General features: G+C 54.6%; 28 protein-coding genes and 1 tRNA gene. 17 read left to right on the forward strand and 12 right to left on the reverse strand.

The features are described from left to right. Positions 1-2: 2 nt before the first annotated feature. From AC6I8T_RS02305 to cydC, 3 genes are read left to right on the forward strand one after another with little or no spacing between them, the layout of a single operon-like run. Positions 3-1,049 carry a cytochrome d ubiquinol oxidase subunit II gene (locus AC6I8T_RS02305; protein WP_021184209.1) on the forward strand — a complete coding sequence of 349 codons (1,047 nt, stop codon included), beginning with the start codon at positions 3-5 and terminating at the stop codon, positions 1,047-1,049. Positions 1,050-1,056: 7 nt separating this feature from the next. Then, complete coding sequence (gene cydD / locus AC6I8T_RS02310) at positions 1,057-2,817, forward strand: thiol reductant ABC exporter subunit CydD (RefSeq protein WP_497833473.1); 1,761 nt, start codon at positions 1,057-1,059, stop codon at positions 2,815-2,817. Then, positions 2,814-4,457 (forward strand): thiol reductant ABC exporter subunit CydC, encoded by a 1,644-nt coding sequence (cydC, locus tag AC6I8T_RS02315; RefSeq protein WP_208724681.1) that lies wholly within the window; start codon positions 2,814-2,816, stop codon positions 4,455-4,457. Before cydD ends, cydC begins: the two co-directional genes overlap by 4 nt. 168 nt (positions 4,458-4,625) lie before the next feature. Here cydC and AC6I8T_RS02320 read toward each other — a convergent pair whose 3' ends face one another. The 7 genes from AC6I8T_RS02320 to aspA form a co-directional block, all read right to left on the reverse strand. Then, a complete protein-coding gene (locus tag AC6I8T_RS02320; protein ID WP_021184212.1) occupies positions 4,626-4,799 on the reverse strand; it encodes a YlcI/YnfO family protein in 174 nt (57 codons plus the stop codon). Positions 4,800-5,176: 377 nt separating this feature from the next. After that, positions 5,177-5,252 (reverse strand) — tRNA-Phe (locus tag AC6I8T_RS02325). A 108-nt stretch (positions 5,253-5,360) separates the two neighbouring features. Continuing rightward, entirely contained in the window at positions 5,361-5,939 is a 579-nt protein-coding gene (dicD, locus tag AC6I8T_RS02330) for a division control transcriptional repressor DicD (RefSeq protein WP_021184213.1), read from the reverse strand. A gap of 65 nt (positions 5,940-6,004) precedes the next feature. Continuing rightward, entirely contained in the window at positions 6,005-7,705 is a 1,701-nt protein-coding gene (locus AC6I8T_RS02335; RefSeq protein WP_208724682.1) for a protein-disulfide reductase DsbD, read from the reverse strand. Further along, positions 7,681-8,004 carry a divalent cation tolerance protein CutA gene (cutA, locus tag AC6I8T_RS02340; RefSeq protein WP_021184215.1) on the reverse strand — a complete coding sequence of 108 codons (324 nt, stop codon included), beginning with the start codon at positions 8,002-8,004 and terminating at the stop codon, positions 7,681-7,683. Before cutA ends, AC6I8T_RS02335 begins: the two co-directional genes overlap by 25 nt. A gap of 74 nt (positions 8,005-8,078) precedes the next feature. Next, the gene (locus tag AC6I8T_RS02345) at positions 8,079-9,380 is read right to left on the reverse strand and encodes an anaerobic C4-dicarboxylate transporter (protein WP_497833474.1); all 1,302 of its coding nucleotides are present in this window, start codon (positions 9,378-9,380) and stop codon (positions 8,079-8,081) included. Between the two features lie 103 nt (positions 9,381-9,483). Continuing rightward, positions 9,484-10,920: an aspartate ammonia-lyase gene (gene aspA / locus AC6I8T_RS02350; protein ID WP_021184217.1), complete on the reverse strand. Its 1,437-nt coding sequence runs from the start codon at positions 10,918-10,920 to the stop codon at positions 9,484-9,486. Between the two features lie 385 nt (positions 10,921-11,305). On the opposite strand from aspA, the gene AC6I8T_RS02355 reads away from it, so the two are divergent. From AC6I8T_RS02355 to AC6I8T_RS02370, 4 genes are all read left to right on the forward strand, one after another. Then, positions 11,306-11,758: an FxsA family protein gene (locus tag AC6I8T_RS02355; RefSeq protein WP_021184219.1), complete on the forward strand. Its 453-nt coding sequence runs from the start codon at positions 11,306-11,308 to the stop codon at positions 11,756-11,758. A 196-nt stretch (positions 11,759-11,954) separates the two neighbouring features. Then, entirely contained in the window at positions 11,955-12,248 is a 294-nt protein-coding gene (locus AC6I8T_RS02360; protein WP_021184220.1) for a co-chaperone GroES, read from the forward strand. A gap of 48 nt (positions 12,249-12,296) precedes the next feature. Then, on the forward strand, positions 12,297-13,946 hold the full coding sequence (gene groL, locus AC6I8T_RS02365; RefSeq protein ID WP_021184221.1) for a chaperonin GroEL: 1,650 nt from the start codon (positions 12,297-12,299) through the stop codon (positions 13,944-13,946). A 194-nt stretch (positions 13,947-14,140) separates the two neighbouring features. Then, entirely contained in the window at positions 14,141-14,488 is a 348-nt protein-coding gene (locus tag AC6I8T_RS02370; protein ID WP_021184222.1) for a DUF4156 domain-containing protein, read from the forward strand. Between the two features lie 100 nt (positions 14,489-14,588). On the opposite strand, the gene epmB is transcribed toward AC6I8T_RS02370, so the two are convergent. Beyond that, entirely contained in the window at positions 14,589-15,617 is a 1,029-nt protein-coding gene (gene epmB / locus AC6I8T_RS02375) for an EF-P beta-lysylation protein EpmB (RefSeq protein WP_021184223.1), read from the reverse strand. A 41-nt stretch (positions 15,618-15,658) separates the two neighbouring features. Between epmB and efp the strand changes: the two genes are divergently transcribed. The 4 genes from efp to epmA all read left to right on the forward strand — a co-directional run bounded on the left by efp (position 15,659) and on the right by epmA (position 17,826). Beyond that, the gene (gene efp / locus AC6I8T_RS02380; RefSeq protein WP_021184224.1) at positions 15,659-16,225 is read left to right on the forward strand and encodes an elongation factor P; all 567 of its coding nucleotides are present in this window, start codon (positions 15,659-15,661) and stop codon (positions 16,223-16,225) included. A 55-nt stretch (positions 16,226-16,280) separates the two neighbouring features. Beyond that, on the forward strand, positions 16,281-16,412 hold the full coding sequence (locus AC6I8T_RS02385) for an entericidin A/B family lipoprotein (RefSeq protein ID WP_013507637.1): 132 nt from the start codon (positions 16,281-16,283) through the stop codon (positions 16,410-16,412). Between the two features lie 102 nt (positions 16,413-16,514). Then, the gene (locus tag AC6I8T_RS02390) at positions 16,515-16,649 is read left to right on the forward strand and encodes an entericidin A/B family lipoprotein (RefSeq protein ID WP_208724684.1); all 135 of its coding nucleotides are present in this window, start codon (positions 16,515-16,517) and stop codon (positions 16,647-16,649) included. Positions 16,650-16,848: 199 nt separating this feature from the next. Next, a complete protein-coding gene (epmA, locus tag AC6I8T_RS02395; protein ID WP_021184226.1) occupies positions 16,849-17,826 on the forward strand; it encodes an elongation factor P--(R)-beta-lysine ligase in 978 nt (325 codons plus the stop codon). Between the two features lie 86 nt (positions 17,827-17,912). Here epmA and degS read toward each other — a convergent pair whose 3' ends face one another. The 3 genes from degS to zapG form a co-directional block, all read right to left on the reverse strand. Next, positions 17,913-18,974, reverse strand: a complete 1,062-nt coding sequence (gene degS / locus AC6I8T_RS02400; protein ID WP_021184227.1) for an outer membrane-stress sensor serine endopeptidase DegS — start codon at positions 18,972-18,974, stop codon at positions 17,913-17,915. Positions 18,975-19,060: 86 nt separating this feature from the next. After that, positions 19,061-20,431: a serine endoprotease DegQ gene (gene degQ / locus AC6I8T_RS02405; protein WP_036626367.1), complete on the reverse strand. Its 1,371-nt coding sequence runs from the start codon at positions 20,429-20,431 to the stop codon at positions 19,061-19,063. A 106-nt stretch (positions 20,432-20,537) separates the two neighbouring features. Further along, positions 20,538-20,942, reverse strand: a complete 405-nt coding sequence (zapG, locus tag AC6I8T_RS02410; RefSeq protein ID WP_021184229.1) for a Z-ring associated protein ZapG — start codon at positions 20,940-20,942, stop codon at positions 20,538-20,540. A gap of 184 nt (positions 20,943-21,126) precedes the next feature. Here zapG and zapE point away from each other — a divergent pair, with 184 nt between their 5' ends. From zapE to sspB, 6 genes are all read left to right on the forward strand, one after another. Beyond that, positions 21,127-22,254, forward strand: coding sequence for a cell division protein ZapE (gene zapE / locus AC6I8T_RS02415; RefSeq protein WP_021184230.1), 1,128 nt, complete (start codon positions 21,127-21,129; stop codon positions 22,252-22,254). A 235-nt stretch (positions 22,255-22,489) separates the two neighbouring features. Further along, positions 22,490-22,918, forward strand: coding sequence for a 50S ribosomal protein L13 (gene rplM, locus AC6I8T_RS02420; RefSeq protein ID WP_013507644.1), 429 nt, complete (start codon positions 22,490-22,492; stop codon positions 22,916-22,918). Between the two features lie 15 nt (positions 22,919-22,933). Beyond that, complete coding sequence (rpsI, locus tag AC6I8T_RS02425; protein WP_013507645.1) at positions 22,934-23,326, forward strand: 30S ribosomal protein S9; 393 nt, start codon at positions 22,934-22,936, stop codon at positions 23,324-23,326. Positions 23,327-23,350: 24 nt separating this feature from the next. Further along, positions 23,351-23,485 (forward strand): hypothetical protein, encoded by a 135-nt coding sequence (locus tag AC6I8T_RS02430; RefSeq protein WP_021184231.1) that lies wholly within the window; start codon positions 23,351-23,353, stop codon positions 23,483-23,485. Positions 23,486-23,653: 168 nt separating this feature from the next. Further along, positions 23,654-24,295: a stringent starvation protein SspA gene (sspA, locus tag AC6I8T_RS02435; protein ID WP_021184232.1), complete on the forward strand. Its 642-nt coding sequence runs from the start codon at positions 23,654-23,656 to the stop codon at positions 24,293-24,295. Positions 24,296-24,298: 3 nt separating this feature from the next. Next, on the forward strand, positions 24,299-24,784 hold the full coding sequence (gene sspB / locus AC6I8T_RS02440) for a ClpXP protease specificity-enhancing factor (RefSeq protein WP_013507647.1): 486 nt from the start codon (positions 24,299-24,301) through the stop codon (positions 24,782-24,784). A gap of 38 nt (positions 24,785-24,822) precedes the next feature. On the opposite strand, the gene AC6I8T_RS02445 is transcribed toward sspB, so the two are convergent. Then, positions 24,823-26,580: a sulfite reductase subunit alpha gene (locus AC6I8T_RS02445; RefSeq protein ID WP_208724687.1), complete on the reverse strand. Its 1,758-nt coding sequence runs from the start codon at positions 26,578-26,580 to the stop codon at positions 24,823-24,825. Between the last annotated feature and the right edge of the window lie 59 nt (positions 26,581-26,639).

The following is a 26,639-nucleotide window of genomic DNA, read 5'->3' on the forward strand; positions in this document are numbered from 1 at the left end:
CCATGGATATGCTTACTCATACCCAGCAATTTCTGACGATTGCCTGGTGGCTGGCTTTTGGCGTCAGCGTGTTGTTATACATTGCGCTGGATGGCGCAGACCTTGGGGCGGGGATTTTCTCGCTCTTCGTAAGAGATCATGACGAACGCGGCGCAATTATGGCGGCGATGGCCGGCACCTGGGATGCCAACGAAACCTGGCTGATTGTGGCCGGGGGGATCATGTTTGGTACTTTCCCGTTCGTTTACGGTTCGGCTTTTAGTTACCTGATGGTGCCGATGGCGCTGGTGTTATGGGGCATTATGTCTCGTGCTGTGGCGCTGGAGTTCCGTCACCTGGCGTCGCCGTTCTGGCAGCGCTTCTCAGACGGGGTGTTTGGTGTTGCCAGTCTGACCGTGACCTTCTTTGGCGGCATGTGTGTCGGTGCCGTATTGCAGGGATTTGCGCTGGATACCCCGGCGCAGGGCGTGCCGCATTATGCGGGCGGGGCGTTTAACTTTATTTCGCCTTTCTCCATCTGGACCGGCATTTCCTCCTGCGTTGCCATGACCTTCTCCGGTGTGCTGTTTGTGCGTGCACGTTTTGAAAAGTCAGAGCCTATCCGTCAGGATGCTGCCCGCTGGACTGCGACCATTTTCTGGTTAGCGATTGCTGCGGTAGTGATCACCTGGGTGTGGAGCGCGGCGATTTTTGACTGGGCGCGTGCGAAGTGGTTTGGCCCGCACTTCTGGATTTGGGGCCTGTTTGGTCTTATCGCGCTGTTCTGCATTGAGCAGGTGCGTCGTGACACCCTGAAAGACAAAGATTTTGCGGCGATTATGTGGTTCAACGGTGCGGCGCTGATTCTGGGCTTTGGTATGTTGATTACCATGTTCCCGTGGATCGTACCGAATACCTGGACCATCTGGGCCGGTGCCAGCCCGCAGGTTTCCCTGATCACCTTCACCCTGACAATGGGTGGGTTTGTACCAGTCATGATTATGTATAACTGGTACCAGATTTGGGTCTTCCGGGGGCGCATCTCCAAACTGGTTGGTTACGGACACTAAACGCATCATGTCGGCTCGTCCTCCCCTTAGTGGCGCAGCCGCTCGCCTGGCGGAACGTTGGCTCTCCAGCCAGCGTCGCCAGGCAGGCGCGCTTTTCTCCCTGTCCGTCACCATGGCAACGCTGAATGCCATCATGATGATTGTCCAGTGCTGGCTGCTGGCATGGTTGATCGACCGGGTTATCATCGGCGGCAAAGGATTGACCGAACTGTTCCCCGAACTTTGGCTATTGCCTGTCGTGATGATCCTGCGTGCAGGTCTGGACATGCTGCGCCAGGGCTTCGCTTTCGAGAGCGCCGCGCGCATTCGACAGACGTTGCGGGGAACGTTACTGGAACGTATCGCGGCACTGGGTCCAACATGGAGCCAGCAACAGCGCACCGGCAGCATCGCCAGTTCGCTGGGTGAAGGTGTCGAAGCGATCGAAACCTATTTCTCCGCCTTTCTTCCGCAAAAAATCATCATCGGTATCGTGCCTCTGGCGATCCTGGTGGCGCTGTTCCCCGCCGATTGGGTTTCCGGGCTGATTATGTTGATAACGGCCCCCCTGGTTCCGTTATTTATGATCCTGGTCGGCAAGGGTGCCGAAAAAATGAACCTCCGGCAGTGGCATAAGCTCAGCCTGATGAGTGCGCATTTCTTCGATGTGATTTCTGGCCTGACAACCCTGCGCCAATCCAATGCGGCCCGCAGACAGGCGCAGATCATTGCGGTGATTTCCGAAAACTACCGTCAGACGACGATGAAGGTGCTGCGCGTGGCGTTTCTGTCCTCGCTGGTGCTGGAATTTTTCGCCACCATTAGTACCGCGATGGTGGCGGTCTATGTCGGCTTCCGTCTGTATTACGGTGAACTGGCCTTCCTGCCAGGTTTGTTCGCGCTGCTGCTTGCCCCTGAGTTCTTTCGTCCTCTGCGCGATCTGGGGGCACATTATCACGCCCGTATGGATGCCCTGGGCGCGACCGAAGGGCTGTTAGCTATCCTGAATACCGAGCCGCCTGCAACGGCACCCAACACGGTGACACCGGTTGGTGCGCCGCAGGAGATTCGTGTTGAAGGGGTGAGTTATCAGCATCAGGAAGGCGGCGGCATTGAGGACATCTCCTTTACGCTGCGCCGGGGTGAAACGCTGGCTATTGTTGGCTCGAGTGGTGCAGGCAAAACTACCCTTGCCAGGCTGCTGTTGCGCTTTATTACCCCGGCAAACGGGCGGATTCTGATTGATGGACAGGATCTCTCCGGATTGGATTTACCCGCGTGGCAAAAGCAAATCGGCTGGCTGCCACAGCGGCCCACGCTGTTTGCCGGTTCGATAGCCGATAACATTTGCCTCGCACATCCCGAAGCCGGGAACCACGAACTGTATGCCGCTGCGCGACTGGCTCAGGCTGCGCCCTTTATCGACGCATTACCCACCAGCTACGCCACCCAGGTTGGCGATGGCGGCCAGGGCCTTTCTGGTGGTCAAATCCAGCGCGTGGCGATGGCGCGAGCTGTGCTGACCGCACCACCGGTGCTCATCCTTGATGAGCCGACGGCGGCGCTGGACAGCCACACAGCGCGGCAGATGATGGGCGCGTTGGCCGAGGCGTTGCCCGATTCAGCTCGGTTAGTGATTACTCACGATACCGACGTGGCGGCGATGGCCGACAAGGTTTTGGTGCTGGCGCAGGGCAGGGTGATCGAGTCAGGCAAGCCCCAGGATCTGCTGCAAAGTGGCGGTGTGTTTGCCGAGCTTGAACGGCTTCAGAAAGGAGCAAGCGCATGAACGACTTACGTCATCTCTTAAGTCTGGCGCGCCCCTGGCGGTGGCGGATGGCGCTCGGTATCGGTCTGTCTGTCGTCGTCATCCTGTCTAACGTCACGCTGCTGGCGCTGTCGGGTTGGTTTATCGCGTCGATGGCGCTGGCCGGTGTCGGGGCACTGACGCTGGAGTTCTTCACACCGGCTGCCGCTATTCGTGGCCTGGCGGTGTTGCGTACCTTCGCTCGCTACCTTGAGCGCCTGGTGACGCACGATGCAACGTTACGGCTGCTGTCAGTGCTGCGTGTCTGGTTTTATCAACGTCTTGAGCCGTTGGCTCCCGCCCGTTTACAGGGTTTCCGCGACGGTGATGTGCTGGCGCGTCTGAGAGCCGATATTGATAGCCTCGACAATTTTTACCTGAGAATTCTGGCTCCGGCGATTGCCGGGCTGATCTCATCGGTCGCCATCCTGGGCGTGCTTTTCTGGTTCTCTCCGGGTGTCGCCGTTATTGATGGCGTGATGTTGTTGCTCGCGGGGGTGATTGTGCCGCTGGCGGTAGCGTCCCGCACTCGGGCAAGTGGTCATGCGGTCGCGGGATTACGTGCGGCGATTCAGGCTGCGTCGACCGATCTGATTCGCGGCCTTGGCGAGTTACAAGTGGCGGGGGCTGTTGCCCGACAGGCCGGACATTTGTCCCTGCTTTCACAAAAGTTGATTGCCGCGCAGCGTCAGCAGGCGTGGACCGGGGCGTCAGGTAGCGCATTGTCGGCCCTGGCAGGCCAGTTGGGTATGTTTTGTGCCTTTATCCTGCTGGTCGGTGCGGGACATGCCGGCGGTATCGCCGGCAATGACATCGTCATGTTGTTATTTGCGGTACTTGCCAGCACGGAAGCGGTGGCGGCATTGCCCACGGCATTTGCCGCGCTGGGCGTCACTCGCGAAGCGGCGCGGCGGATTTTTTCCATGGCGGAACTTACCCCGGCCGTGGTTTTGCCCACGCGCAGTGAAATGCCTGCAACCTTCGATCTGACCTTTTCCGCGGTCACCATGCGTTATGCACCAGAACAACCCGTTGTGCTGGACTCACTCAGCTTTCGGGTTGCGCAAGGTCAGTGCCTGGCGTTGCTGGGGCCCAGTGGGGCAGGTAAAACCACGATTCTTAACCTGATACAGGGTTTTTGGGATTGTGAAAAAGGCGAGGTGTTGATTGGTGGTCATGCAGTAAAAAGCTTATCGGATGAGGTACTGCGACAGATTATCTCGGTGGTTGGACAAAAAACGTATCTGTTTAATGCCTCCATCCGGGACAACCTGCGGCTGGTATCCCCTGATGCGGATGATGCAGCCTTATGGCAGGCTCTCACTCAGGCGTCACTGGCAGAGGAAGTCCGTGCTTTTCCTGCGGGGTTGGATACGTTGGTCGGGGAACTCGGTACCCGGCTTTCCGGTGGTCAGGCACGCAGGATCGCCATCGCCAGAGCTTTTCTGTCGCATGCTCCCGTCATCTTATTAGATGAACCGACAGAAGGATTAGATGCCACCAATACCGACATGGTGCTGAATGCGCTAAAAGAATTGGTGAAAGGAAAAACGACGTTATTGGTGACACACCAAATTCAGCCATTAATTCTGGCAGACAGTCGGCTGGTGCTGGAAAGTTAATAAAATAGAAGGTCTGTTATGAGAAAGTTATTTTCCATAACAGACCTTTTTTTATCCATGCGAATATCGCAGAAAAGTTCTTTTATCTCTCGCCAATACGTTATGTCTTATTGTTTCTTTGGTCAGTTGCATGGTGGGTGAAATACCCGAGATATTTAAATAATAATTTTATCTTTTAAAATTCTTTTGAATCTCCCGCACCTTAAGACGACAGGCATCCACGACCCAGGCCGAGAAGTTCTGGCTGTTTTCACTGTTCATGCTTTCTTCAATCTGGTCGAGCAGCGTATGAGAGAAACGGATGTGTTTGCGACGGGTTTTGGAATTTGTCATTTTGTCCATATTTGTCCCCTGTAAAATTATCAAAATCTATAAAGGTGGCTGAAAGGTAGAATAATATTTCTCTCAGGCGGTTTCTGTAGAAAAGCGATCAGCAGGTGAACTTTGATACTTTTCCGAACCGTATAATTTTCCTGATGTGAAATACCAGATTACCAGAAAATGGGTGACTCCGTAGTTATTTCAATGCGCGGATATTGGGATTATTCCCAGCGAGATGTTGAGTCATGAATATTACGGAAGCGATAATAATGCTATAAAAATTTTCAGAATATGGGTACTGAAAGGAAGGGCATTTCATTTACAAAGCGTTAGTTAATGTAAAAACGACCGGAAGCCAAAAAGCAAAAACCCAGCCATTGGCTGGGTTCTCTGAATTTTGGTGCCCGAACCCGGAATCGAACCAGGGACACGGGGATTTTCAATCCCCTGCTCTACCGACTGAGCTATTCGGGCAACGGGGCGCATTAAACCCTAATGGCTCACGGTCGTCAACGGCTTTCGCGAAAAAACCGCAGGAAACGTGATTGATTGCCTGCTTTTCATGCAGAACCGCCAAAATGGCTACGCGAGCGCTCCATTTTTACGGCACAGCGCGATGCTAAGCACATCTTCGGCCAGACGGCGCGCCATCGCAACATCCTGCACGTTGCGCTTCACCAGCAGCTTGCTCAGGCAACCCTCCAGAATCAATTCCATCTGATCTGCCACCATTGTCGGGTTATCCAGCTCAAGATTAACCAGAATATCGTGGGTAAATTGCCAGGAGGCGCGTTTTTGCTGTTCTGCCAGTTGATGGACGGGTTGATCCGGCTGCGGATAGAAGCTACAGGCGGCGATAAACAGACAACCGGGGAAGCGACCTTTGCTGACATGTTCCGCCAGTACCTCATAGCGCGCCAGCAGCTTCTCTGCGCCGCTCAGACGTTCGTTGAGTTGAATCTGGCGCCGCCAGCTATCAATCTGCTGACCGTGATAGCGCAGGGCGTCATACAGCAGGGCATCGCGGTCCGGCCAGAAGCGTTCCAGCTGTTGGGGTGCCAGTTCGCTGTCTCCGGCCAGTTGTTGCAGGGACGTGGTGGCGGCGAGGCCGCGTTGTTCAAGCACATTCAACGCATGCTCGAGTATCTGTTCACGTTGCAAGTGACTCTCCTCTGGTATGCGGCCCGTCCGGCAATCGGACGGGGTGTGTCTTGCTCCAGTGTCGTTTAACGCGGCAGATTGTGCAAATGCGCGCGGAATTCGTCGGCGTTAAGGAAACCGGTCACGCGCGAGTCAGGAATCTCTTTACCTTGCGCGTCGAAGAACAGAATGGTCGGCAGGCCCAGTACCTGTAAATGCTGCAACAGGGCGTTATCCTGAGCGTTGTTGGCGGTGACGTTCGCCTGCAACAGCTGCACCTGGCTCAGGGCGCTGCGCACCTGTGCGTCGCTGAAGGTGTACTTCTCAAACTCTTTGCAGGCGACGCACCAGTCGGCATACAGGTCGACCATAGTCATGCGCCCCTGTGCCTGTTGCAGCGCCGTATCGAGCTGCTGGCTGCTGGCAATCGGCTGGAAGGGCAGATGGGCGACGGTTTGCACCGGGTTATCGACACCAAACGCCCAGTCCTGCAATGGACGCGCCGCCACCACCGCAGCCACCAACATCACCACCTGTACCACACGTCCTTTGCCCTGTAGCCCCAGGCTAAGGCGAAACGCCCAGGCAAAGAACGCCACGCCGAGCAGGCTCCACAGGCGCATGCCCCAAAGATCGCCTATTACGCGTTCCAACAGGAAAACCGGCAGTGCGAGGATCACAAAACCAAAACCTTCTTTGACGCTATGCATCCACGGGCCGCTTTTCGGCAGCAGTTTGTTGCCGAACAGCGTCACGGCAATCAGTGGCAAACCCATACCAAAAGCGTACAGCCACAGGGTACCCGCACCGGCCAGCAGATTGCCGCTCTGGGCGATATACAACAGGATCGCGCTGAGCGGCGCGGTGGTGCAGGGGGAGCAGATCAAACCCGCCAGCGCACCCATCGCAAATACGCCTGGCAACGATCCTCCCTGATGGCGGTTACTCCACAGCGTCAGACGTGTTTGCAGACTGGCGGGCAGTTGCAGGGTGAACAGGCCAAACATCGACAGCGCCAGTGCGATGAACAGCACCGAGAGGCCAATCAATACATAGGGATGCTGCAACGCCGCCTGAAAGCGTAACCCCGCAGCCGCAACCACCACGCCAAGCAAGGTGTAGGTCAGCGCCATACCCTGTACGTAGACCATCGCCAGCGCGAACAGACGACCGAGGGAAAAGCGTCGCGGGCCGCCAAGGATAATGCTGGAGATCAGCGGATACATCGGCAGTACACAGGGGGTAAAGGCAACACCAATGCCAATCAGCAACGCCCACAACGGCGAGAACGGCAGCGGGGTGCTGCGGTTGTCCGGTTGAGCGCTTACCGCGGGCGCGGCGTTATTAGCGGCGACGGCGTTAAGTGGGACGGAGCGGGTTTCGGGTGGATAACAAAAGCCCGCAGCGGCACAGCCCTGATAGGTTACCGTCAGAGTGGCCCCTTGATCGGCCTGATGGATGATGACCGGCAGTTGTAAATCCTGCGGATAGATTTCACTTTTCCCGTAGAACTCATCCTCGTGCGCTTGTCCTGGCGGCAATGCCAGCGGCGCTATTTGCGCTTTTTGCGGCATAACCTGGATTTTCTGGCGATAAAGGTAATAGCCGGATTTCACTTTCCAGCTCAACGTTAATTGATTGCCTTGCTGGCTAAAATCGAAGCCGAAAGCCTGGTCAACCGGCACGAAGCGGCTGTTGTTATTGGGCGAAAAGATTGATGCCTGAGCCGACAGGCTGATAAACAGCGCCAGGCAGAGGCCGATCAGGCGAGAGATGCGTGCAGCCATGACAAGTATTCACTGTCTCCATGTTGTACCGGCAACGCCAGTAGTTCCGGCACATCATAAGGATGCGCCGCTTTAAGCAGATCCATTAGCGCCTGCTGATGTTGTGTATCGCTTTTCAGTAACATCTGGACTTCACTGGACTGCTCCAGTTTTCCTTCCCAGACATAAAACGATGTGGCACCGGGCAGTAGCGTAACGCAGGCGGCCAGTTTCGCGGCCAGCGCACTGGCGGCCAGTTGCTCGGCACAAGTCTGGTCCGGGGCAGTGCACAACACAATAACTGCTGAATGGGTGTGCATCAGAAGGCTCCACTGACGAAAGGGGTGATGATAACACGACCAGATAAACGCAGGGTTTACAGGTTGTAACCAGGCTACAGGATCAGGCCACCCAGCAGGAAACCAAACAGCACCGACAGCACAATCGCCAGCACGCCGGGTACAATAAACGAATGATTAAACACATACTTACCGATGCGTGTTGAGCCAGTGTCGTCCATCTCTACCGCCGCCAACAACGTCGGGTAGGTAGGCAGTACAAACAGGGCGGAAACCGCAGCGAATGAGGCAATTGCCGCATGGGGTGATACGCCCAGCAACAGCGCCGCGGGCATTAACGCTTTGGTGGTCGCGGCTTGTGAATAGAGCAGGGTGGCAGCAAAGAACAGCACCAGCGCCAGCAACCACGGGTAGCTTTGCAGCATATCCCCGGCCAGCGTCTGAATCGTGTCAAGGTGCGCTTTAACAAAGGTATCTCCCAGCCAGGCCACACCCATGACGCAGATACAGGCGCTCATGCCGGACTTGAAGGTACTGGCGCTGAGAATTTCACCGGTATCGATTTTGCAGGTCAGGCAGATAAGCGTCGCGATGGTGAGCATAAACACCACGATGGCCTCGTTGCGCGGCAGTACCGGGTTGGCTATCAAACCCACGCTATCGCTGATCGCGGTGGCATACAGCACCACCGCCGCAATACCCACCAGGAACAGCGCCACCGAGCGTTTGGCTCCCGGCTTGAGATTAAACACCTGGGCGCCACGTAACGTCACTTCACCCTTTGCCAACCGGGCCTGATAAACGTCGTCGTCTTTCAATTCCTTACCGAGGAAATTGGTGACGATGGCGGCACAGAAGATCGCCAGCATGGTTGAGGGCAGCGCTACGCCGAGCAGGGCCAGATAACTGACTCCGCGTGGTTCCAGCAGCGAGGCGAAAAACACCACCGCAGCGGAGATCGGTGAGGCGGTGATGGAAATTTGTGACGCCACCACGGCGATGGAGAGCGGGCGTGAAGGCCGCACACCTTGTTCTTTGGCGACCTCGGCGATCACCGGCAGAGTGGAAAAAGCGGTATGGCCAGTACCGGCCAGCAATGTCATCACATAAGTGACCAGGGGGGCGAGGAAGGTGACGTAACGTGGATGGCGGCGCAGCAGGCGTTCAGCGAGACTGACGAGATAATCCATACCGCCCGCCACTTGCATGGCCGCAATGGCGGCGATCACCGCCATGATGATTTCAATCACATCAAAAGGAATCGCGCCGGGTTTCATGCCGCAAAATAGCGTCAGGACCAGCACACCCAGCCCACCGGCAAAACCAATGCCGATGCCGCCCAGACGGGCACCCAACCAGATCGCCAGCAACACGATCATTAATTCAACCACGACCATCTTTTCACTCCCTGAAACGCGACATTCCTTAGTTGTAGTCGCCAAAAAAAAACACGCCCGCATTCTCTACGGGCGTGCTTGCGACAACGTGATCCAGAACGGATTATTGTTCGTTTTCGTCGGTGTAGCGTTTGGCTTTGTAGGCCGGGAACATCAGGTTCTGAATGGAGAAGATGTCGTCCAGCTCGGCTTCGGTCAGCAGGCCACGTTCCAACACCACTTCACGTACGCTCTTGCCGGTTTCGGCACAAATCTTACCGACGATGTCACCGTTGTGGTGACCAATGTACGGGTTGAGATAGGTGACGATACCGATCGAGTTGAACACGTAGGCTTCACACACCGCTTTGTTGGCGGTGATGCCGTTGACGCATTTCTCCAGCAGGTTGTAGCAGGCGTTAGTCAGGATGCTGATGGATTCAAACAGCGCCTGGCCGATTACCGGCTCCATGACGTTGAGCTGCAACTGCCCGGCTTCGGCGGCCATCGTCACCGTAGTGTCGTTGCCGATGACCTTGAAGCACACCTGGTTCACCACTTCCGGCACCACCGGGTTAACTTTGGCGGGCATGATGGAAGAACCTGCCTGCAATTCCGGCAGGTTGATCTCGTTCAGACCTGCGCGTGGACCTGAGGAGAGCAGGCGCAGGTCGTTACAGATTTTCGACAGTTTCACCGCCAGGCGTTTCAGCGATGAATGCACCATCACGTAGGCACCGCAGTCGGAAGTGGCTTCAATCAGGTCTTCCGCCGGGACCACCGGCAGGTTGCTGACTTCAGCCAGACGTTGTACCGCCAGATGTTGGTAGCCGTCCGGCGTGTTGAGACGCGTACCAATCGCGGTCGCACCGAGGTTCACTTCCAGCAGCAGTTCTGCGGTGCGCAGAATGCTACGCGTCTCCTCGTTCAACAACACGTTGAAGGCGTGGAATTCCTGACCAAGTGTCATTGGTACCGCATCCTGCAACTGGGTGCGGCCCATCTTCAGGATGTTCTCGAATTCCACCGCTTTGCGCTGGAAGCCTTCACCCAGTTGGTTGATGGCGTCGATCAGTTTGAGAATCGAGGTATAAACGGCGATACGGAAGCCGGTGGGATACGCGTCATTGGTGGACTGACACTTGTTCACATGGTCGTTCGGGTTGAGGTATTGATATTCACCTTTGTGGTGACCCATCAGCTCCAGACCGATGTTAGCCAGCACTTCGTTGGTGTTCATGTTGACCGAGGTACCCGCGCCGCCCTGATAGACGTCAACCGGGAATTGATCCATGCACTTACCGTTGTTCAGTACCTCATCACAGGCCTGAATAATGGTGTTAGCAATATTGCGGGGAATTGTTTGCAGCTCTTTGTTTGCCAGGGCGGCTGCTTTCTTCACCATCACCATACCGCGAACGAATTCAGGTATGTCGCTGATTTTGCTATTGCTAATATAGAAGTTCTCAATCGCACGCAGAGTGTGAACACCATAGTAGGCGTCGGCCGGAACTTCACGCATGCCTAACAGGTCTTCTTCGATACGAATGTTGTTCGCCATGATTACCTTCTTATTATGGCTGCTGAGTGGCTGCCGGACGCACTCTGAGGCGATCAGAGGAGGACGGCGAGTCACATGCAGGTGATGCAATTATATTGTCGTGGAATACCAGCGCCGACATTTTATCCATCTTCGGTCTGGCGAGCACGATCATATTCTGTCATTACAGAAAAGCCTGTGCACAGATCACTTTACGGGCTTTTGCTGGCGCTACGCTAATAACGATATGTGATGTTTCTCACAATTTTAAGTCAGCCGGAAAAATTTGGCAGGATCGGTTGAAATCACTCCCCGGAATGACCATCTCTTTCATTACGGTCCCTTTGACCATCCCATTCTGCTGTCTGGCCTGAAGCGAGGCAGCCACAACTCACAGGAGATATCGGTGCGCTGGTTACCGTTTGTGATTTTTTTTGTTCTGGCCTGGATTGAAATCACGCTTTTCATCAAGGTCGCGCATGTGCTGGGCGTTCTGCTCACCATGCTGCTGGTGATTTTCACCTCATGTATTGGTGTCTCGCTGGTGAAAAATCAGGGCGTAAGAAACTTCATGCTGATGCAGGAGAAAATGGCGCGTAATGAAAGCCCGGCGGCAGAGATGATCAAAAGCGTTTCGCTGATCATCTCCGGTTTTTTGCTGCTGCTTCCCGGCTTTTTTACCGATTTTCTCGGACTGTTGTTGCTGCTGCCACCGGTGCAAAAGCACCTGACGCTGAAGCTGATGCCGCATCTGCGCGTCTGGCGTGGGCCGGGAGCAGGACCAGACAGTGGCTTTACCGTTGATGGCGAATACGAGCGCAAAAATAACGATCGTATCGGTCACGACAAAGACCAGTGATTTTCTCAAGGCGGCGTGAGCCGCCTTTTTGCTGGGTTTTTCGTCGTCTGTTACAAAAACGAAAATTTTTTCTGTTTTCCCCCTTGAAAGCCTTCTTATTAGCCCTAATCTCTTCCTCCACGAGGCCGGAAGCCATGAAGCCCGGCGTTCAACCCCTAAAACTGAATGATTGGACTTTCTAAAGGAGAGCTATCACATGTCAATTCGTCCGTTACATGATCGCGTGATCGTCAAGCGTAAAGAAGTTGAAGCAAAATCAGCTGGCGGCATCGTTCTGACCGGTTCTGCGGCAGGCAAATCTACTCGCGGCGAAGTGGTTGCAGTAGGTAAAGGCCGTATCCTGGAAAACGGCAACATCCTGCCACTGGACGTTAAAGTGGGCGACGTGGTGATTTTCAACGAAGGTTACGGCGCAAAAACTGAGAAGATCGACAACGAAGAAGTTCTGATCATCTCTGAAAACGACATTCTGGCGATTGTCGAAGCGTAATTTTTACGCGTAATTCACTGAACGAAACGAATTTAAGGGATATTTGAAATGGCAGCTAAAGACGTAAAATTCGGTAATGACGCACGCGTAAAAATGTTGCGTGGCGTGAACGTACTGGCAGATGCAGTAAAAGTTACCCTGGGCCCGAAAGGCCGTAACGTGGTTCTGGATAAATCTTTTGGTGCACCGACCATCACTAAAGATGGTGTTTCTGTAGCGCGTGAAATCGAGCTGGAAGACAAGTTCGAAAACATGGGTGCGCAGATGGTGAAAGAAGTGGCCTCTAAAGCGAACGACGCAGCAGGCGACGGCACCACCACCGCAACCGTACTGGCACAGGCTATCGTTAACGAAGGTCTGAAAGCTGTTGCGGCTGGCATGAACCCGATGGACCTGAAGCGCGGTATCGACAAAGCCGTTGTCGCCGCTGTTGAACAGCTGAAAGCGCTGTCAGTTCCGTGCTCTGACTCTAAAGCTATTGCTCAGGTTGGTACCATTTCTGCCAACTCCGATGAAAGCGTCGGTACCCTGATCGCTCAGGCGATGGAAAAAGTGGGTAAAGAAGGCGTTATCACCGTTGAAGAAGGTACCGGTCTGCAAGACGAGCTGGACGTAGTTGAAGGTATGCAGTTTGACCGCGGTTACCTCTCTCCGTACTTCATCAACAAGCCGGAAACCGGTGCTGTTGAGCTGGAAAGCCCGTTCATCCTGCTGGCTGACAAGAAAATCTCTAACATCCGCGAAATGCTGCCGGTGCTGGAAGCCGTTGCTAAAGCTGGCAAACCGCTGCTGATCATCGCAGAAGACGTGGAAGGCGAAGCGCTGGCGACGCTGGTGGTTAACACCATGCGCGGTATCGTGAAAGTGGCTGCGGTTAAAGCACCGGGCTTCGGCGACCGTCGTAAAGCGATGCTTCAGGATATCGCTATCCTGACTGGCGGTACCGTTATCTCTGAAGAGATCGGTATGGAGCTGGAAAAAGCAGCCCTGGAAGACCTGGGCCAGGCAAAACGCGTCGTAATCAACAAAGACACCACCACCATCATCGACGGTGTGGGCGACGAAGGTGCTATTTCTGGTCGCGTGACCCAGATTCGTCAGCAGATCGAAGAAGCGACCTCTGACTACGACAAAGAAAAACTGCAGGAGCGCGTAGCGAAACTGGCAGGCGGCGTGGCCGTACTGAAAGTTGGCGCAGCAACTGAAGTTGAAATGAAAGAGAAGAAAGCCCGCGTTGAAGATGCCCTGCACGCAACCCGTGCTGCGGTAGAAGAAGGCGTGGTTGCTGGTGGTGGCGTGGCGCTGGTGCGCGTTGCTGCGAAACTGACTGAGCTGAAAGGCCAGAACGAAGATCAGAACGTCGGTATCAAAGTTGCGCTGCGCGCAATGGAAGCACCGCTGCGTCAGATCGTATCTAACGCCGGTGAAGAACCGTCTGTGGTTGCCAACAACGTGAAAGCGGGCGACGGTAACTACGGTTACAACGCGCAGACTGAAGAATACGGCAACATGATCGACTTCGGTATCCTGGATCCGACCAAAGTAACCCGTTCTGCTCTGCAGTACGCGGCTTCTGTGGCTGGCCTGATGATCACCACCGAATGTATGGTCACTGACCTGCCGAAAGGCGATGCACCTGACTTAGGTGCTGGCGCTGGCGGCATGGGTGGCATGGGCGGTATGGGCGGCATGATGTAATCGCCGTTGACTGCTTAAGTCATCTGAGAACCCCTGATCGGCAACGGTCAGGGGTTTTTCTTTTGCTGGCGAAAGGGTATAAGTAAGGGCGCAATACTTCGGCTTCGCGGGTTAGGGCAATGAATGTTCAGAAAAAATATGCGCTTTTCTGCTACGCTGCCGCCCGACACTGATGATAATAAATGGGGAATACAATGCGGATTAACCTCTTGCTCGGACTGGCAGTCGGTAGCTTGCTGCTGGCGGGTTGCAGCAGCTCAAATCAACTGAGTGCTGGCGGCGAGCGCGTAACTTTCGTCGATCAGCAACCGGGCAGCGAATGTCAGCTTCTGGGAAATGTCACCGGTTCACAGAGTAACTGGTTGAGTGGTTCCGGTGGTGAAGGCAGTTCACTGCGCGGCGCGGCCAACGATCTGCGCAACCGTGCGGCAGAAATGGGCGGCAACACCATTTATGGCGCGACCAGCCCGACGCAGAACCTGCTGTCTGCGTTTGCCCCGCTCGACAGCAAAATGACCGGCCAGGTTTACAAGTGCCCGTAATGGCATAGTATCCCGTAGCGGCGCGATTTATCGCGCAGGTTTTTTCCGGCAAAGCGCACGAGATTGTGCGATAAATCGCGCCGCTACGGTTGGTTATTTGCTATTCCTGTCGTAACTGCAAATCGAGTGGTGTTTTACTCGGTTCTCCGCCGATTTCTCGTGCCAGCTTCGGCACCATATATCCCGACACCATCGTCAGCAATTCGCGCACCAGCGCACGCGCTTCATCGTCCGGGACAAAGAAGTGCGCTGCGCCTTGCACCTTATCCAGTACGTGCAGGTAATAAGGCAGAATGCCAGCATCAAAGAGCGCGTTGCTGAGATCGGCCAACTGTTCCGCATTATCGTTAACGCCGCGCAGCAGAACGCTCTGGTTCAGCAGCGTGACACCCGCTCGCTTCAGCATTTGCATACCGTAGCGCAATTCCTCATCGATCTCCTGCGCATGGTTAATATGGCTCACCAGCAGCACCTGCAAACGGGTATTCGCCAGTAGCTGGCACAATCCCTCGGTGATGCGGGCCGGAATCACGACTGGCAGACGACTGTGAATGCGTAGACGTTTCAGATGCGGGATTCTCTCCAGCGCTGCAATCAACCATGCCAGCTCATGATCTTTCGCCATCAGCGGATCACCACCGGAGAAAATGATCTCGTCCAGTTCGGGGTGATCGGCAATGTAGTCAATGGCGGCCTGCCAGTTACGCTTATTGCCCTGATTGTCCTGATAAGGGAAGTGACGACGGAAGCAGTAGCGGCAATTGACGGCACAGCCGCCTTTTACCAACAACAGCGCGCGGTTTCTATACTTATGCAGTAAACCCGGCACCACGCTGCTTTGTTCATCCAGCGGGTCGGTGCTGTAACCGGGCGCATCATTGAATTCCTGACGGCTGGTTAACACTTGCAACAGTAGCGGGTCCTGCGCATCGCCGATTTTCATGCGCTGAATGAACGCTCGCGGCACGCGCAGGGCAAAAAGTCGCCTTGCTTCAGTGCCTTCAGCCAATTCGGCATGGTGCTCGAGAGCTAAAAGTTGCAGTAATTCAGCGGGATCGGTGACAACATCAGCAAGTTGCTGCAACCAATCTTCTCTGGAAGGGGGATTTAGGGTTACAATGTGTGCCATTTTTTTGGCTATTACCAGTTCAATATTTACAGAGGGCCTTTATGGCGACTTATCTTAGCAACGATTTTCGTTCCGGTCTTAAAATCATGTTCGAAGGCGAACCGTATGCCATCGAATCAAGTGAATTCGTTAAGCCGGGTAAAGGCCAGGCGTTTGCACGCGTAAAAATGCGTCGTCTGCTGACCGGTTCTCGCGTTGAGAAAACCTTCAAATCAACTGACTCTGCCGAAGGCGCAGACGTGGTTGATATGACCCTGCAATACTCATACAACGACGGTGACTTCTTCTACTTCATGCACCCGGAAAGCTTCGAGCAGTATCAGGTTGAAGCTAAGGTGCTGGACGACGTACAGAAGTGGTTGCAGGATAACGCCGATTGTATCGTTACCCTGTGGAACAACAAAGCCATTGCTGTTCAGCCGCCGAACTTCATCGAAGCTGAAGTTATCGAAACCGATCCAGGCCTGAAGGGTGATACCGCAGGTACGGGTGGTAAGCCGGCTACGCTGGCAACTGGCGCCGTAGTTAAAGTGCCGTTGTTCGTGCAGATTGGCGAAGTGGTAAAAGTGGATACCCGCTCTGGCGAATACGTTTCTCGCGTAAAATAATCGTCAAATCAGGCGCATCCTTCGATGCGCCTTTTTTCTAAGTGAGTTCAGAATAATGAAAAAGCTGGCAAAATTCGTCGCCTTTGCGTTGCTGGTCTCCTCGGCATTGAGTGCCTGCAACACCTTCCACGGCTTCGGCGAAGATGTCTCCCATTTGGGTGGCGCAATTTCACGAGCGGCCAAGTAAGCGCCTACACATCTCCTTTTTCTGTGCCTGACACCGCAGCGTTGCGTTTAGGGACTATGCTTTAAAAGCTGTACTTTTACTGCAACCAAAAAGGATATTGTTATGTTAAAGAAAAGTATTGTCGCGATTTTCTCCGTACTGGTGCTTTCCTCTCTGCTTTCTGCCTGCAACACCACCCGTGGTGTAGGGGAAGATGTAGAAGCAGGTGGCAAGGCGATTCAACGCAGCGCGCAGTAATGTGTGACCGGTGCGGAACGTGTTTCGTACCGGCTTTTCTTATATCCCGACTTTATCCCAAACATTCCCTCCTCCTGTCGTTGCTGCTGTTAAACCGCCTGACCCTATGGTGATATTGAGGGTGTAAGCGTGGCGGCGTTGTCTGTCATCGCCAATACGGGTAGACTTCCACCCCTTATCTGTATAAGGAGTCATCAACATGAGCGAAACGGCAAGCTGGCAGCCGAGCGCACCCATTGCCAATTTGTTGAAACGTGCCGCTATCATGGCGGAAATCAGACGTTTCTTTGCCGATCGCGGCGTGCTGGAGGTCGATACCCCGGCGATGAGCCAGGCGACCATCACTGACATCCATCTGGTACCTTTCCAGACGCGTTTTGTTGGCCCAGGTGCCAGCGAAGGTCGCGATCTCTGGCTGATGACCAGCCCGGAATACCATATGAAACGCCTGCTGGCTGCGGGCAGTGGTCCGATTTATCAGCTGGGCCGGAGCTTCCGCAATGAGGAAGCCGGACGCCATCACAACCCTGAATTCACCATGCTGGAGTGGTATCGTCCCCATTATGATATGTACCGGCTGATGAATGAGGTTGATGATCTGCTGCAACAAGTGCTGGAGTGCGATAGCGCGGAGTCCCTCTCGTACCAGCAGGCATTTATTCGTCATCTGGAGCTGGACCCGTTATCTGCTGATAAAGCGCAACTGCGCGAAGCGGCGGAGAAGCTGGGCGATGGCGAGCTGGCGCGTGATGAAGACGATCGTGACACCTTATTGCAACTGCTGTTTATGCTGGGTGTTGAACCTAAGATTGGCATCGATAAGCCAACCTTCGTTTATCACTTCCCGGCCAGCCAGGCGGCACTGGCAGAGATCAGTACCGAAGATCACCGCGTCGCGGAGCGTTTTGAGGTGTATTACAAAGGGGTCGAGTTGGCGAACGGTTTCCGTGAGTTAACCGACAGCCGTGAACAACGTCAGCGTTTTGAGCAGGATAACCGCCGTCGCGCGGCGCGTGGACTGCCACAGCATCCGATCGATACCAACCTGCTGGATGCGTTGAAGCACGGGATGCCGGCCTGTTCAGGCGTGGCGTTGGGCGTGGACCGTTTGATTATGCTGGCGCTGAAAGCCAACTCGTTGAGCGAAGTGATCGCTTTCCCGGTCGACCGCTGCTAGTAGACGATCCGTAGCGGCGGGATTTATCGCGCAATGTCGTGCGCAACGCCGAAATAAGCGCGCGATAAATCGCACCGCTACAACCATCAATTACCGCTTTGCGGGAATTCCTCGATAGTCACCGGCAGACTCATCTTCTGCTCGTTGCGCAGCACCTGCACATCAATCACGGATCCGGGGCGAATCTCCGCTACCTGGTCCATGGTTTCCTGCGCGGAAACCGCCGGTTTACCATTGACGCTAAGCAGGACATCGTTAGCCTGAATCCCGGCCCGATCAGCAGGACCACCCGGCGTCACTTCGCTGACAATAATGCCCTGCACGCGATCCAGGCTGCTGCCCTGACCATGTAACGGCGGCAGTTCACGTCCGGTAATGCCGATATATCCACGGATCACCCGGCCATCACGAATCAGTTTATCCATGATTTTAGTCGCCAGTGCCGTCGGAATGGCAAAACCAATCCCTTCCGGCGTCTCGCCATCGTTGCTTTTATCAAACGTCAGGGTGTTGATCCCCATCAGTTCGCCCAGCGAGTTGATCAGTGCGCCACCTGAGTTGCCCTGGTTGATCGAGGCATCGGTTTGCAGGAAGTTCTGACGGCCGGAAGAACTGAGGCCGACGCGACCGGTGGCGCTAATGATACCCTGCGTCACGGTCTGTCCGAGGTTGTAAGGGTTGCCGATAGCCATCACCACGTCGCCAATGTGGGGCACGCGTTTAGCGTTAATCGGGATCACCGGCAGATTGGTGGCACTGATTTTCAGCACTGCCAGGTCGGTCATGGCATCGGAACCGACCAGCGTCGCTTCAAAGAAACGGCCATCCTGTAACGCGACGATAATCTGGTCAGCGTTATTGATGACGTGTTTGTTGGTAAGAATGTAGCCTTTTCCGTTCATGATCACGCCGGAACCCAGCGTGGTGATACCGCGATTGTTGTTGCCATGCGCGCTACGGTTATAGACGTTGACCACCGCAGGCACAGCACGACGCACACCCTGGTTAAAGCTGAAGGGTGCTTCATCATTGCTGCTGTCATGTTCAATCAGGGCACTGGTGCCCATGCGGAGTGTAGGGATCGCTGCCAGTAAAATGCCCGCAACGATCAGGCCCATCACCACAGAACGCAAAAGTTTAAGAAACATGGTGTTAGTTTAAGCCAGATAAGATCGCAGGGCAGAATAACATGAGAAAGACGGACAAACACCTGCTTGTCCGTCTGTTGAGATGATTATCGCAATAGCAGGTAGATACTTTCGTCGCCGCGCACTACATTCAACGCCAGCACAGGTGGTTTTGTCTCCAGCACTTTGCGCATTTCCGCCAGGCTCTCCACCCGGTTACGGTTCACGCCAACGATCACATCATCTTTTTGCAGACCAACCTGTTCCGCTGGTGTGCCTTTTTCGATGGTGTCGACTTTCACGCCTTTATCACCGGTCTTGGTGGTGCCATCACTGAGGGTGGCGCCCTGGAGGGCCGGGGAGAGTAGCTGAGCGCTGGCGGTGGTTTGCGCGCTCTGATCCAGCGTGACGTTGACACTGATTGGCTTACCGTCACGCAGCAGCCCCAGTTTGACTTGCTGACCCGGTGGTGTGGTGCCGATTTTTACCCGCAATTCGGCAAAGCTGGTAATCGGTTTGTCGTTCACGGAGGTGATAATATCGCCCGCCTTGATCCCGGCTTTCTCCGCCGCTGACTTTGGCAGCACTTCGGAAACGAATGCGCCGCGTTGTGCATCGACATTGAAGGCTTTCGCCATATCGGCGGTCATTTCCGTACCTTTAATGCCCAACTGTCCACGTTTGACTTCGCCAAACTGAATCAGCTGCTGAGCCAGGTTCATCGCCATATTGCTGGGAATGGCAAAGCCGATACCGATATTGCCGCCGCTGGAGGCCAGAATCGCGGTGTTGATACCGATCAGCTCGCCATTCAGGTTAACCAACGCACCACCGGAGTTGCCCCGGTTAATCGCGGCATCGGTCTGAATAAAGTTTTCCAACCCTTCCAGATTCAGGCCGCTACGGCCCAACGCTGAGATAATGCCCGAGGTGGCGGTTTGACCAAGGCCAAACGGGTTACCAATGGCGACCGCGAAATCACCGACTTTCAGGGTGTCGGAATCGGCGATTTTTACCTGCGTCAGGTTTTTCGCGCCCTGTACCTGAATCAACGCAATATCCGTCTGCTCGTCATGGCCGATCAGTTTGGCGTCATATTCGCTGCCGTCGCTGAGTTGAACGCTGATTTTGTCTGCGCCGTTGACGACATGGTTATTGGTCAGGATATAGCCTTTCGCGGCGTCGATAATGACACCCGAACCCAGGCCTTCAAAAGGCTGTGGTTGATTTTGTCCCGGCATCTGGCCAAAGAAGCGTTTCAGCGGTTCAGGTAAATCCTGACCCTGAGCCGCGGTTTCGGTGCCCTCTACGTGGACGCTGACCACGGCAGGCAACACTTTTTCCAGCATCGGTGCCAGGCTCGGCAGTGGCTGTCCCTGGATTTGCGCCGGGAGAGTCGCCAGTGCAGCCGGGGTGGCGGCCAGACTCATCCCAATGCTCAAGGCTAATGCGCTTAACAGTCGTGCTTGTTTTTTCATTGCTACAACGCTCTCGCTGCGAAAAGGGGATTAAAAAAGTGTGACAGTTGTTTGGGGTAAGGGTTCGACAAACAAAAAGGGCACAGCGTTGCTGTGCCCCAAAAGATTAATTACGCGGTGCGCGATCGCCGCCACGTAACAGGCCGGATGCGCCTTCGGAGTAATCACGCGGGATCTGCACCGGTGCCTGATCGTTATCCGCTTCGGCTTCCGTTAGCTGGTAAGCAAACGGGTTTTTCTCGCCCGGCAGATTTGGCAACAGGTCGTTAGAACCTTTCGCCATATGCTGATACAGCTGGCGGTAATCACGCGCCATGTTATCCAGCAATTCTGCACTGCGTGCAAAATGGTTGGTCAGCTCTTCACGATAATCCGCCAGCTCTGCTTTGGATTTTTCCAGTTCGTACTGCATGGTGCGCTGTTCGCGCAGTTTCTTGTTGCCAAAACGCATTGCGACTGCGCCGACAATAATGCCAATCACTAAACCAATCAGCCCGTATTCCCAGGTCATAATGACTCCCGTGTAATTTCCGTTGCTTCGTAGGGCATTGCTTCTGCTTCAACTTCAATAACAGCCACTATACCCGTTAATCGATTGGAAGTGGAACTCTGGAGCGGCATCGCTTAGTGTAGAGCGGCCTAATTTTCGACAACCGACTTGTGAATCGGACTTTTTCAGGGACTCTGAGAGAACCATGCAAACCTCATCTCCGCTTGCACGCTATGAGCAAGCGCTGTCACAGGGTGAATTTCGCCCGGATGACGTACAACGGGAAGCTATTACCCGCTTAGATGCCATTCAGCAAGGATTGGTCGCGCGCCAGCAAACCACGCCACCAGCCAGTAAAGGCTTGTTTGGTCGTCTTTCTAAGCTGATGAATAAAGAAAAAAGCAGTAAAGAAGCGCCGGTGCGCGGCCTGTATATGTGGGGCGGGGTAGGACGCGGCAAAACCTGGGTCATGGACCTGTTTTTTCAGTCTATTCCTGGCGATCGCAAATTACGCCTGCACTTTCACCGTTTCATGCTGCGTGTCCATGAAGAATTGACGCAATTGCAGGGGCACAGTGACCCGCTGTTGATTGTTGCCGATCGCTTCAAGGCTGAAACCGACATTCTGTGCTTTGACGAATTTTTTGTTTCCGATATCACCGACGCCATGCTGCTCGGCACCTTGATGGAAGCGCTGTTTGAACGGGGTATTGCGCTGGTCGCTACCTCGAACATCCCACCCGATGATCTCTACCGCAACGGTTTGCAACGTGCGCGCTTTCTGCCGGCGATTGAGCAAATTAAGCGTCATTGTGACGTGATGAACGTTGATGCGGGAATCGATTATCGTCTGCGTACCCTGACGTCGGCGCATTTGTGGAGCTTCCCGCTCAACGACGAGACTCATGCGGAAATGGAGCGCATGTTCCGTGCCCTGTCGGGTAAACCGCGCAGTGACGCGCCAGTGCTGGAGATTAACCATCGTCAGATGCCGACGCTGGGGGTACAGGATGGCGTGCTGGCGATTGATTTCCTGACGCTCTGTGGCGAAGGACGCAGCCAGCATGACTATATTGAGTTGTCGCGCCGCTTCCACAGCGTTTTGCTGTATGATGTGCCGGTGATGATTTACAAGACGGAAGACCAGGCACGCCGCTTCCTCGCGCTGGTGGATGAGTTCTACGAACGTCATGTGAAACTGGTAGTGGCGGCTGAAACCTCGTTGTTTGAGATTTATCAGGGCACGCGTTTGAAGTTTGAATATCAACGCTGCCTGTCGCGTTTGCAGGAGATGCAGAGCGAAGAATACCTGCGCCTGCCGCATTTACCCTGATGCAACGCAAAAAACCTGACGTGGGGCGTAAAAAGGTTCGATCTTTGTGGTCGACTTCTCTATAATCTTGCGACCCCACGTTACGGCAAAGGTTTTTCTTCCCAGGAACCTTTGTGATCCGGTAACTCTACCTGAGGGGGTGGGCTTGCTGGGCGAAATGGTCGTGTGAGCCTCAATCGTTAACTTGGCGTTTGGGATTTCACCAACGTGTAACTTTATTTGGGTAAGCTTTTCAATGAAAACTTTTACAGCTAAACCAGAAACCGTCCAACGTGACTGGTATGTTGTTGACGCAACTGGCAAAACCTTGGGTCGCCTGGCGACTGAACTGGCGCGCCGTCTGCGTGGTAAGCACAAAGCGGAATACACTCCGCACGTTGATACCGGTGATTACATCATCGTTCTGAACGCAGAAAAAGTTGCTGTAACTGGCAACAAGCGTAACGACAAGATTTACTATCACCACACTGGTCACATCGGTGGTATCAAGCAGGCGACCTTCGAAGAGATGATTGCCCGCCGTCCTGAGCGTGTGATTGAAATCGCGGTTAAAGGCATGCTGCCGAAAGGCCCGCTGGGTCGTGCTATGTACCGTAAACTGAAAGTTTACGCAGGCAACGAGCACAACCATGCGGCGCAGCAACCGCAAGTTCTTGACATTTAATCGGGATTACAGGCAATGGCTGAAACTCAAAACTACGGCACTGGTCGCCGCAAAAGCTCATCCGCTCGCGTCTTTATCAAGCCGGGTAGCGGTAACATCGTAATTAACCAGCGCTCTCTGGAGCAGTACTTCGGTCGCGAGACTGCACGCATGGTCGTGCGTCAGCCGCTGGAGCTGGTTGATCTGGTTGGTAAACTGGACCTGTACATCACCGTTAAAGGTGGTGGTATCTCTGGTCAGGCAGGTGCGATCCGTCACGGTATCACCCGCGCTCTGATGGAGTACGACGAGTCTCTGCGTTCTGAACTGCGTAAAGCGGGCTTCGTTACCCGTGATGCGCGTCAGGTTGAACGTAAGAAAGTCGGTCTGCGTAAAGCACGCCGTCGTCCGCAGTTCTCCAAACGTTAATTGTTGCTGCTTCGGCAGTGTCAGTTGGCACAAAAAACCCGCTTCGGCGGGTTTTTTGCTTTTTCCGGACAGGAATTGCCGCCACAAAAACGCGAGCTTTGCCCGCATTTTGCCTGCAAATCACTTTCCACGCCCCACAAGCTGCTTAAAATCTGGTAAACTGACTGTCACTTTGCGCCCGCGAGCCGGAGCGTTGTGGATGTTTTTTCCGCCAGGATGGGCGAAAAATGCCGCAAACGCTGGCTGTGTGCGAATCTGATAAGCAGGTGAGTCGCCGTGTGGTTGGCTATTCGCAGTATTTTTTTGTGAACAAACTTGGAGGTTTTCATGGCTGTCGCTGCCAACAAACGTTCGGTAATGACGCTGTTTTCTGGTCCGACTGACATTTTCAGCCATCAGGTACGCATTGTACTGGCTGAGAAGGGCGTCAGCGTGGAGATCGAGCAGGTTGAAACGGATAACCTGCCGCAGGATCTGATTGACCTCAACCCGTACCGCACAGTACCAACGCTGGTAGATCGTGAACTGACGCTGTATGAATCTCGCATCATCATGGAATACCTTGATGAGCGTTTCCCGCATCCGCCGCTGATGCCTGTCTATCCGGTTGCCCGTGGTGAAAGCCGCCTGATGATGCACCGCATTGAGCAGGATTGGTACAGCCTGATGCGCATCATTGAAACCCGCACCGGTGCAGAAGCCGATGCCGCGCGTAAACAACTGCGTGAAGAGCTGCTGGCGATTGCACCGCTGTTCTCACGTACGCCGTTCTTTATGAGCGAAGAGTTCAGCCTGGTTGATTGCTATCTGGCGCCGCTGCTGTGGCGTTTGCCGTCTATGGGTGTTGAGCTGGCTGGCGCAGGTTCTAAAGAGCTGAAAGGCTACATGACCCGCGTATTTGAACGTGACTCTTTCCTCGCTTCACTGACCGAAGCAGAACGTGAAATGCGCCTTCAAGCCCGGGGCTAATCTATGGAAATGTCGCAACTAACGGCCCGTCGTCCCTACCTGCTGCGTGCGTTCTATGACTGGTTGCTTGATAACCAGTTAACGCCGCATTTGGTGGTCGATATTAATTTGCCTGGCGTGCAGGTGCCGCTGGAGTACGCGCGTGATGGTCAGATTGTGCTGAACATCGCTCCGCGTGCGGTAGGTAACCTGGAGCTGGGCAACGATCATGTCCAGTTCAACGCCCGCTTCGGTGGCGTGCCGCGTCAGGTCTCAGTACCGATGGCGGCGATTCTGGCTATCTACGCCCGTGAAAACGGCGCTGGCACCATGTTCGAACCGGAACCGGCCTATGAACTGGCTGCGCAGGATGAACTGGAAGGTCAGGAAGAAACCATGATGTCGGTGATTGATGGCGATCGTCCTGATGATTCGACTGACGATGAAACTCCGCCAGATGATGAGCCGCCGCCGCGTGGTGGTCGACCTTCACTGCGCGTGGTGAAATAAAAAACGGGCCAGATGGCCCGTTTTTTTATGCCTGCGTCTTAGTAGACGTCACGCAGATAGCGTTTATCTTTCTTCAACTGATCGACATAAGCTGCCGCACGTTCGCTGGACAGGCCGCCAAACTGGCGTACCACTTCATACAGCGCCGCATCGACATCTTTCGCCATGCGTGATGCATCACCACACACGTAGAAGTAAGCACCGTCCTGCAACCAGGCATAAAGCTCAGCACCTTTCTCCAGCATACGGTTCTGCACGTAAATCTTCTCTTCCTGATCGCGTGAGAACGCCAGATCAAGGTGAGTCAGCAGACCGCTTTGTTGCCACTCGTTCAGCTCATCCTGGTAGATGTAATCGTGTTCCTGATGCTGGTCACCAAAGAACAACCAGTTTTTGCCTTCGGCACCGGTGGCCTGGCGCTCCTGCAAGAAGGCACGGAACGGTGCAATACCGGTACCCGGACCCACCATGATCAGCGGTGCCTTATTGTTGGCAGGGACGCGGAACGCTTTGTTGGGCGAAATAAAGATTGCCGGTTTTTCGCCGCGACGTACACGCTCAGCCAGATAGGTAGAGCAGACACCGTTACGAGCGCGGCCATCACTGTGGTAACGCACTGAAGCGATGGTCAGATGCACCTGATTCGGATGGGCTTTCGAGCTGGAGGAGATGGAGTAAGCACGGTGTTGCAGCGGGCGCAGCATCGCGACAAATTCCGGCACCGACAGGCTGCGCGTCAACTCCAGTTGCAGCAGGTCCAGCGTATCTTTGCCCCACAGCCACACGCCGAGGGTATCTTTGTCGTCGTGTTGCAGGACGTGGCGCAATTCCTGGTTAGTGGTGTTCTGGCCGACCCACTCAATCAGTTTGCGCGACGGCTCAGAGATTTCAAACTGGTAAGTCAGCAAATCGCCAAGGTTACGCTCGAAGCCCGGCACTGGGGTTTCATAGTCTGCATTCAACTGGGTCAGCAGCAGCGTCACCAGCGCAGGGTCATTCACTGGGATTACGCCCAGTGCGTCGCCTGCTTCGTACTTTAGCCCGCTGTCCGTCAGGTCAAACTCGAAGTGACGGATATCTTTGCCGGACTGCTCGCCAGAAAGACGTTTGTTGGTCACCAATGCCGCAGCATAAGGATTCTGTTTGTTGCTGCCCGGAATGACCGGTGCTTCCGGTGCGCTTTCCAGCACCGTACCGCTGCTGCCCGCGCTGGCGGCAAACTGCGGCATGGCTCCACCGATCCATGTACTGGATGGCTCTTCGTAATCGATATCGCAGTCAATACGATCAACCACACGCTTCGCACCCAACTGTTCGAGGCGCATATCGATGAATTTACCGGCCTGGCAGAAACCGTCATAGCCGGTGTCACCGATCGCCAGTACGGCGAAGTGCATCTGCTCCAGACGTGGCGCGGTGCTGGCAGAAATGGCCTGCCAGAACAGCTGAGCGTTGTCCGGCATTTCACCTTCACCGTAGGTAGAGGTGACGATCAGCACATGACGCATGGTGGCGAAGAGATCGATATCCACCTCACCCAACGCCTGCACCACAGGCACCAGGCCTTTGGCTCGCGCGGCTTTCGCTGCGGTCTGGGCCAATGCTTCCGCGTTGCCCGTCTGTGAACCGAACAGGATATGCAGTTGGGTTGTCGTTGCAGCACCGGCCGCAGGGGCGGCCTGCTGCTTATCTTCTAACACCAACAGGCGTGAGTGGAGACCAGCGAGAAAACCCGCCAGCCAGTATTTCTGATCACCGTTAAACGGTGCATCTTCAGGAATGTAAGGAATCTTCATGGGTACTTTTACTCAATCCCGTTCATATTCAGTCAGTAATACACAAATCTGTTGATTCA

It is taken from the genome of Pantoea sp. X-Soil-OKNW-556 (assembly GCF_059730695.1).

Bases quoted from the DNA above. Each gene is read 5' to 3' on its own strand.
- AC6I8T_RS02305 (WP_021184209.1), top strand. From the start codon at position 3: ATGGATATGCTTACTCATACCCAGCAATTTCTGACGATTGCCTGGTGG.
- cydD (WP_497833473.1), top strand. From the start codon at position 1,057: ATGTCGGCTCGTCCTCCCCTTAGTGGCGCAGCCGCTCGCCTGGCGGAA.
- cydC (WP_208724681.1), top strand. From the start codon at position 2,814: ATGAACGACTTACGTCATCTCTTAAGTCTGGCGCGCCCCTGGCGGTGG.
- AC6I8T_RS02320 (WP_021184212.1), bottom strand. From the start codon at position 4,799: ATGGACAAAATGACAAATTCCAAAACCCGTCGCAAACACATCCGTTTC.
- AC6I8T_RS02335 (WP_208724682.1), bottom strand. From the start codon at position 7,705: ATGGCTGCACGCATCTCTCGCCTGATCGGCCTCTGCCTGGCGCTGTTT.
- cutA (WP_021184215.1), bottom strand. From the start codon at position 8,004: ATGCACACCCATTCAGCAGTTATTGTGTTGTGCACTGCCCCGGACCAG.
- AC6I8T_RS02345 (WP_497833474.1), bottom strand. From the start codon at position 9,380: ATGGTCGTGGTTGAATTAATGATCGTGTTGCTGGCGATCTGGTTGGGT.
- aspA (WP_021184217.1), bottom strand. From the start codon at position 10,920: ATGGCGAACAACATTCGTATCGAAGAAGACCTGTTAGGCATGCGTGAA.
- AC6I8T_RS02360 (WP_021184220.1), top strand. From the start codon at position 11,955: ATGTCAATTCGTCCGTTACATGATCGCGTGATCGTCAAGCGTAAAGAA.
- groL (WP_021184221.1), top strand. From the start codon at position 12,297: ATGGCAGCTAAAGACGTAAAATTCGGTAATGACGCACGCGTAAAAATG.
- AC6I8T_RS02370 (WP_021184222.1), top strand. From the start codon at position 14,141: ATGCGGATTAACCTCTTGCTCGGACTGGCAGTCGGTAGCTTGCTGCTG.
- epmB (WP_021184223.1), bottom strand. From the start codon at position 15,617: ATGGCACACATTGTAACCCTAAATCCCCCTTCCAGAGAAGATTGGTTG.
- efp (WP_021184224.1), top strand. From the start codon at position 15,659: ATGGCGACTTATCTTAGCAACGATTTTCGTTCCGGTCTTAAAATCATG.
- AC6I8T_RS02385 (WP_013507637.1), top strand. From the start codon at position 16,281: ATGAAAAAGCTGGCAAAATTCGTCGCCTTTGCGTTGCTGGTCTCCTCG.
- AC6I8T_RS02390 (WP_208724684.1), top strand. From the start codon at position 16,515: ATGTTAAAGAAAAGTATTGTCGCGATTTTCTCCGTACTGGTGCTTTCC.
- epmA (WP_021184226.1), top strand. From the start codon at position 16,849: ATGAGCGAAACGGCAAGCTGGCAGCCGAGCGCACCCATTGCCAATTTG.
- degS (WP_021184227.1), bottom strand. From the start codon at position 18,974: ATGTTTCTTAAACTTTTGCGTTCTGTGGTGATGGGCCTGATCGTTGCG.
- degQ (WP_036626367.1), bottom strand. From the start codon at position 20,431: ATGAAAAAACAAGCACGACTGTTAAGCGCATTAGCCTTGAGCATTGGG.
- zapG (WP_021184229.1), bottom strand. From the start codon at position 20,942: ATGACCTGGGAATACGGGCTGATTGGTTTAGTGATTGGCATTATTGTC.
- zapE (WP_021184230.1), top strand. From the start codon at position 21,127: ATGCAAACCTCATCTCCGCTTGCACGCTATGAGCAAGCGCTGTCACAG.
- rplM (WP_013507644.1), top strand. From the start codon at position 22,490: ATGAAAACTTTTACAGCTAAACCAGAAACCGTCCAACGTGACTGGTAT.
- rpsI (WP_013507645.1), top strand. From the start codon at position 22,934: ATGGCTGAAACTCAAAACTACGGCACTGGTCGCCGCAAAAGCTCATCC.
- sspA (WP_021184232.1), top strand. From the start codon at position 23,654: ATGGCTGTCGCTGCCAACAAACGTTCGGTAATGACGCTGTTTTCTGGT.
- sspB (WP_013507647.1), top strand. From the start codon at position 24,299: ATGGAAATGTCGCAACTAACGGCCCGTCGTCCCTACCTGCTGCGTGCG.
- AC6I8T_RS02445 (WP_208724687.1), bottom strand. From the start codon at position 26,580: ATGAAGATTCCTTACATTCCTGAAGATGCACCGTTTAACGGTGATCAG.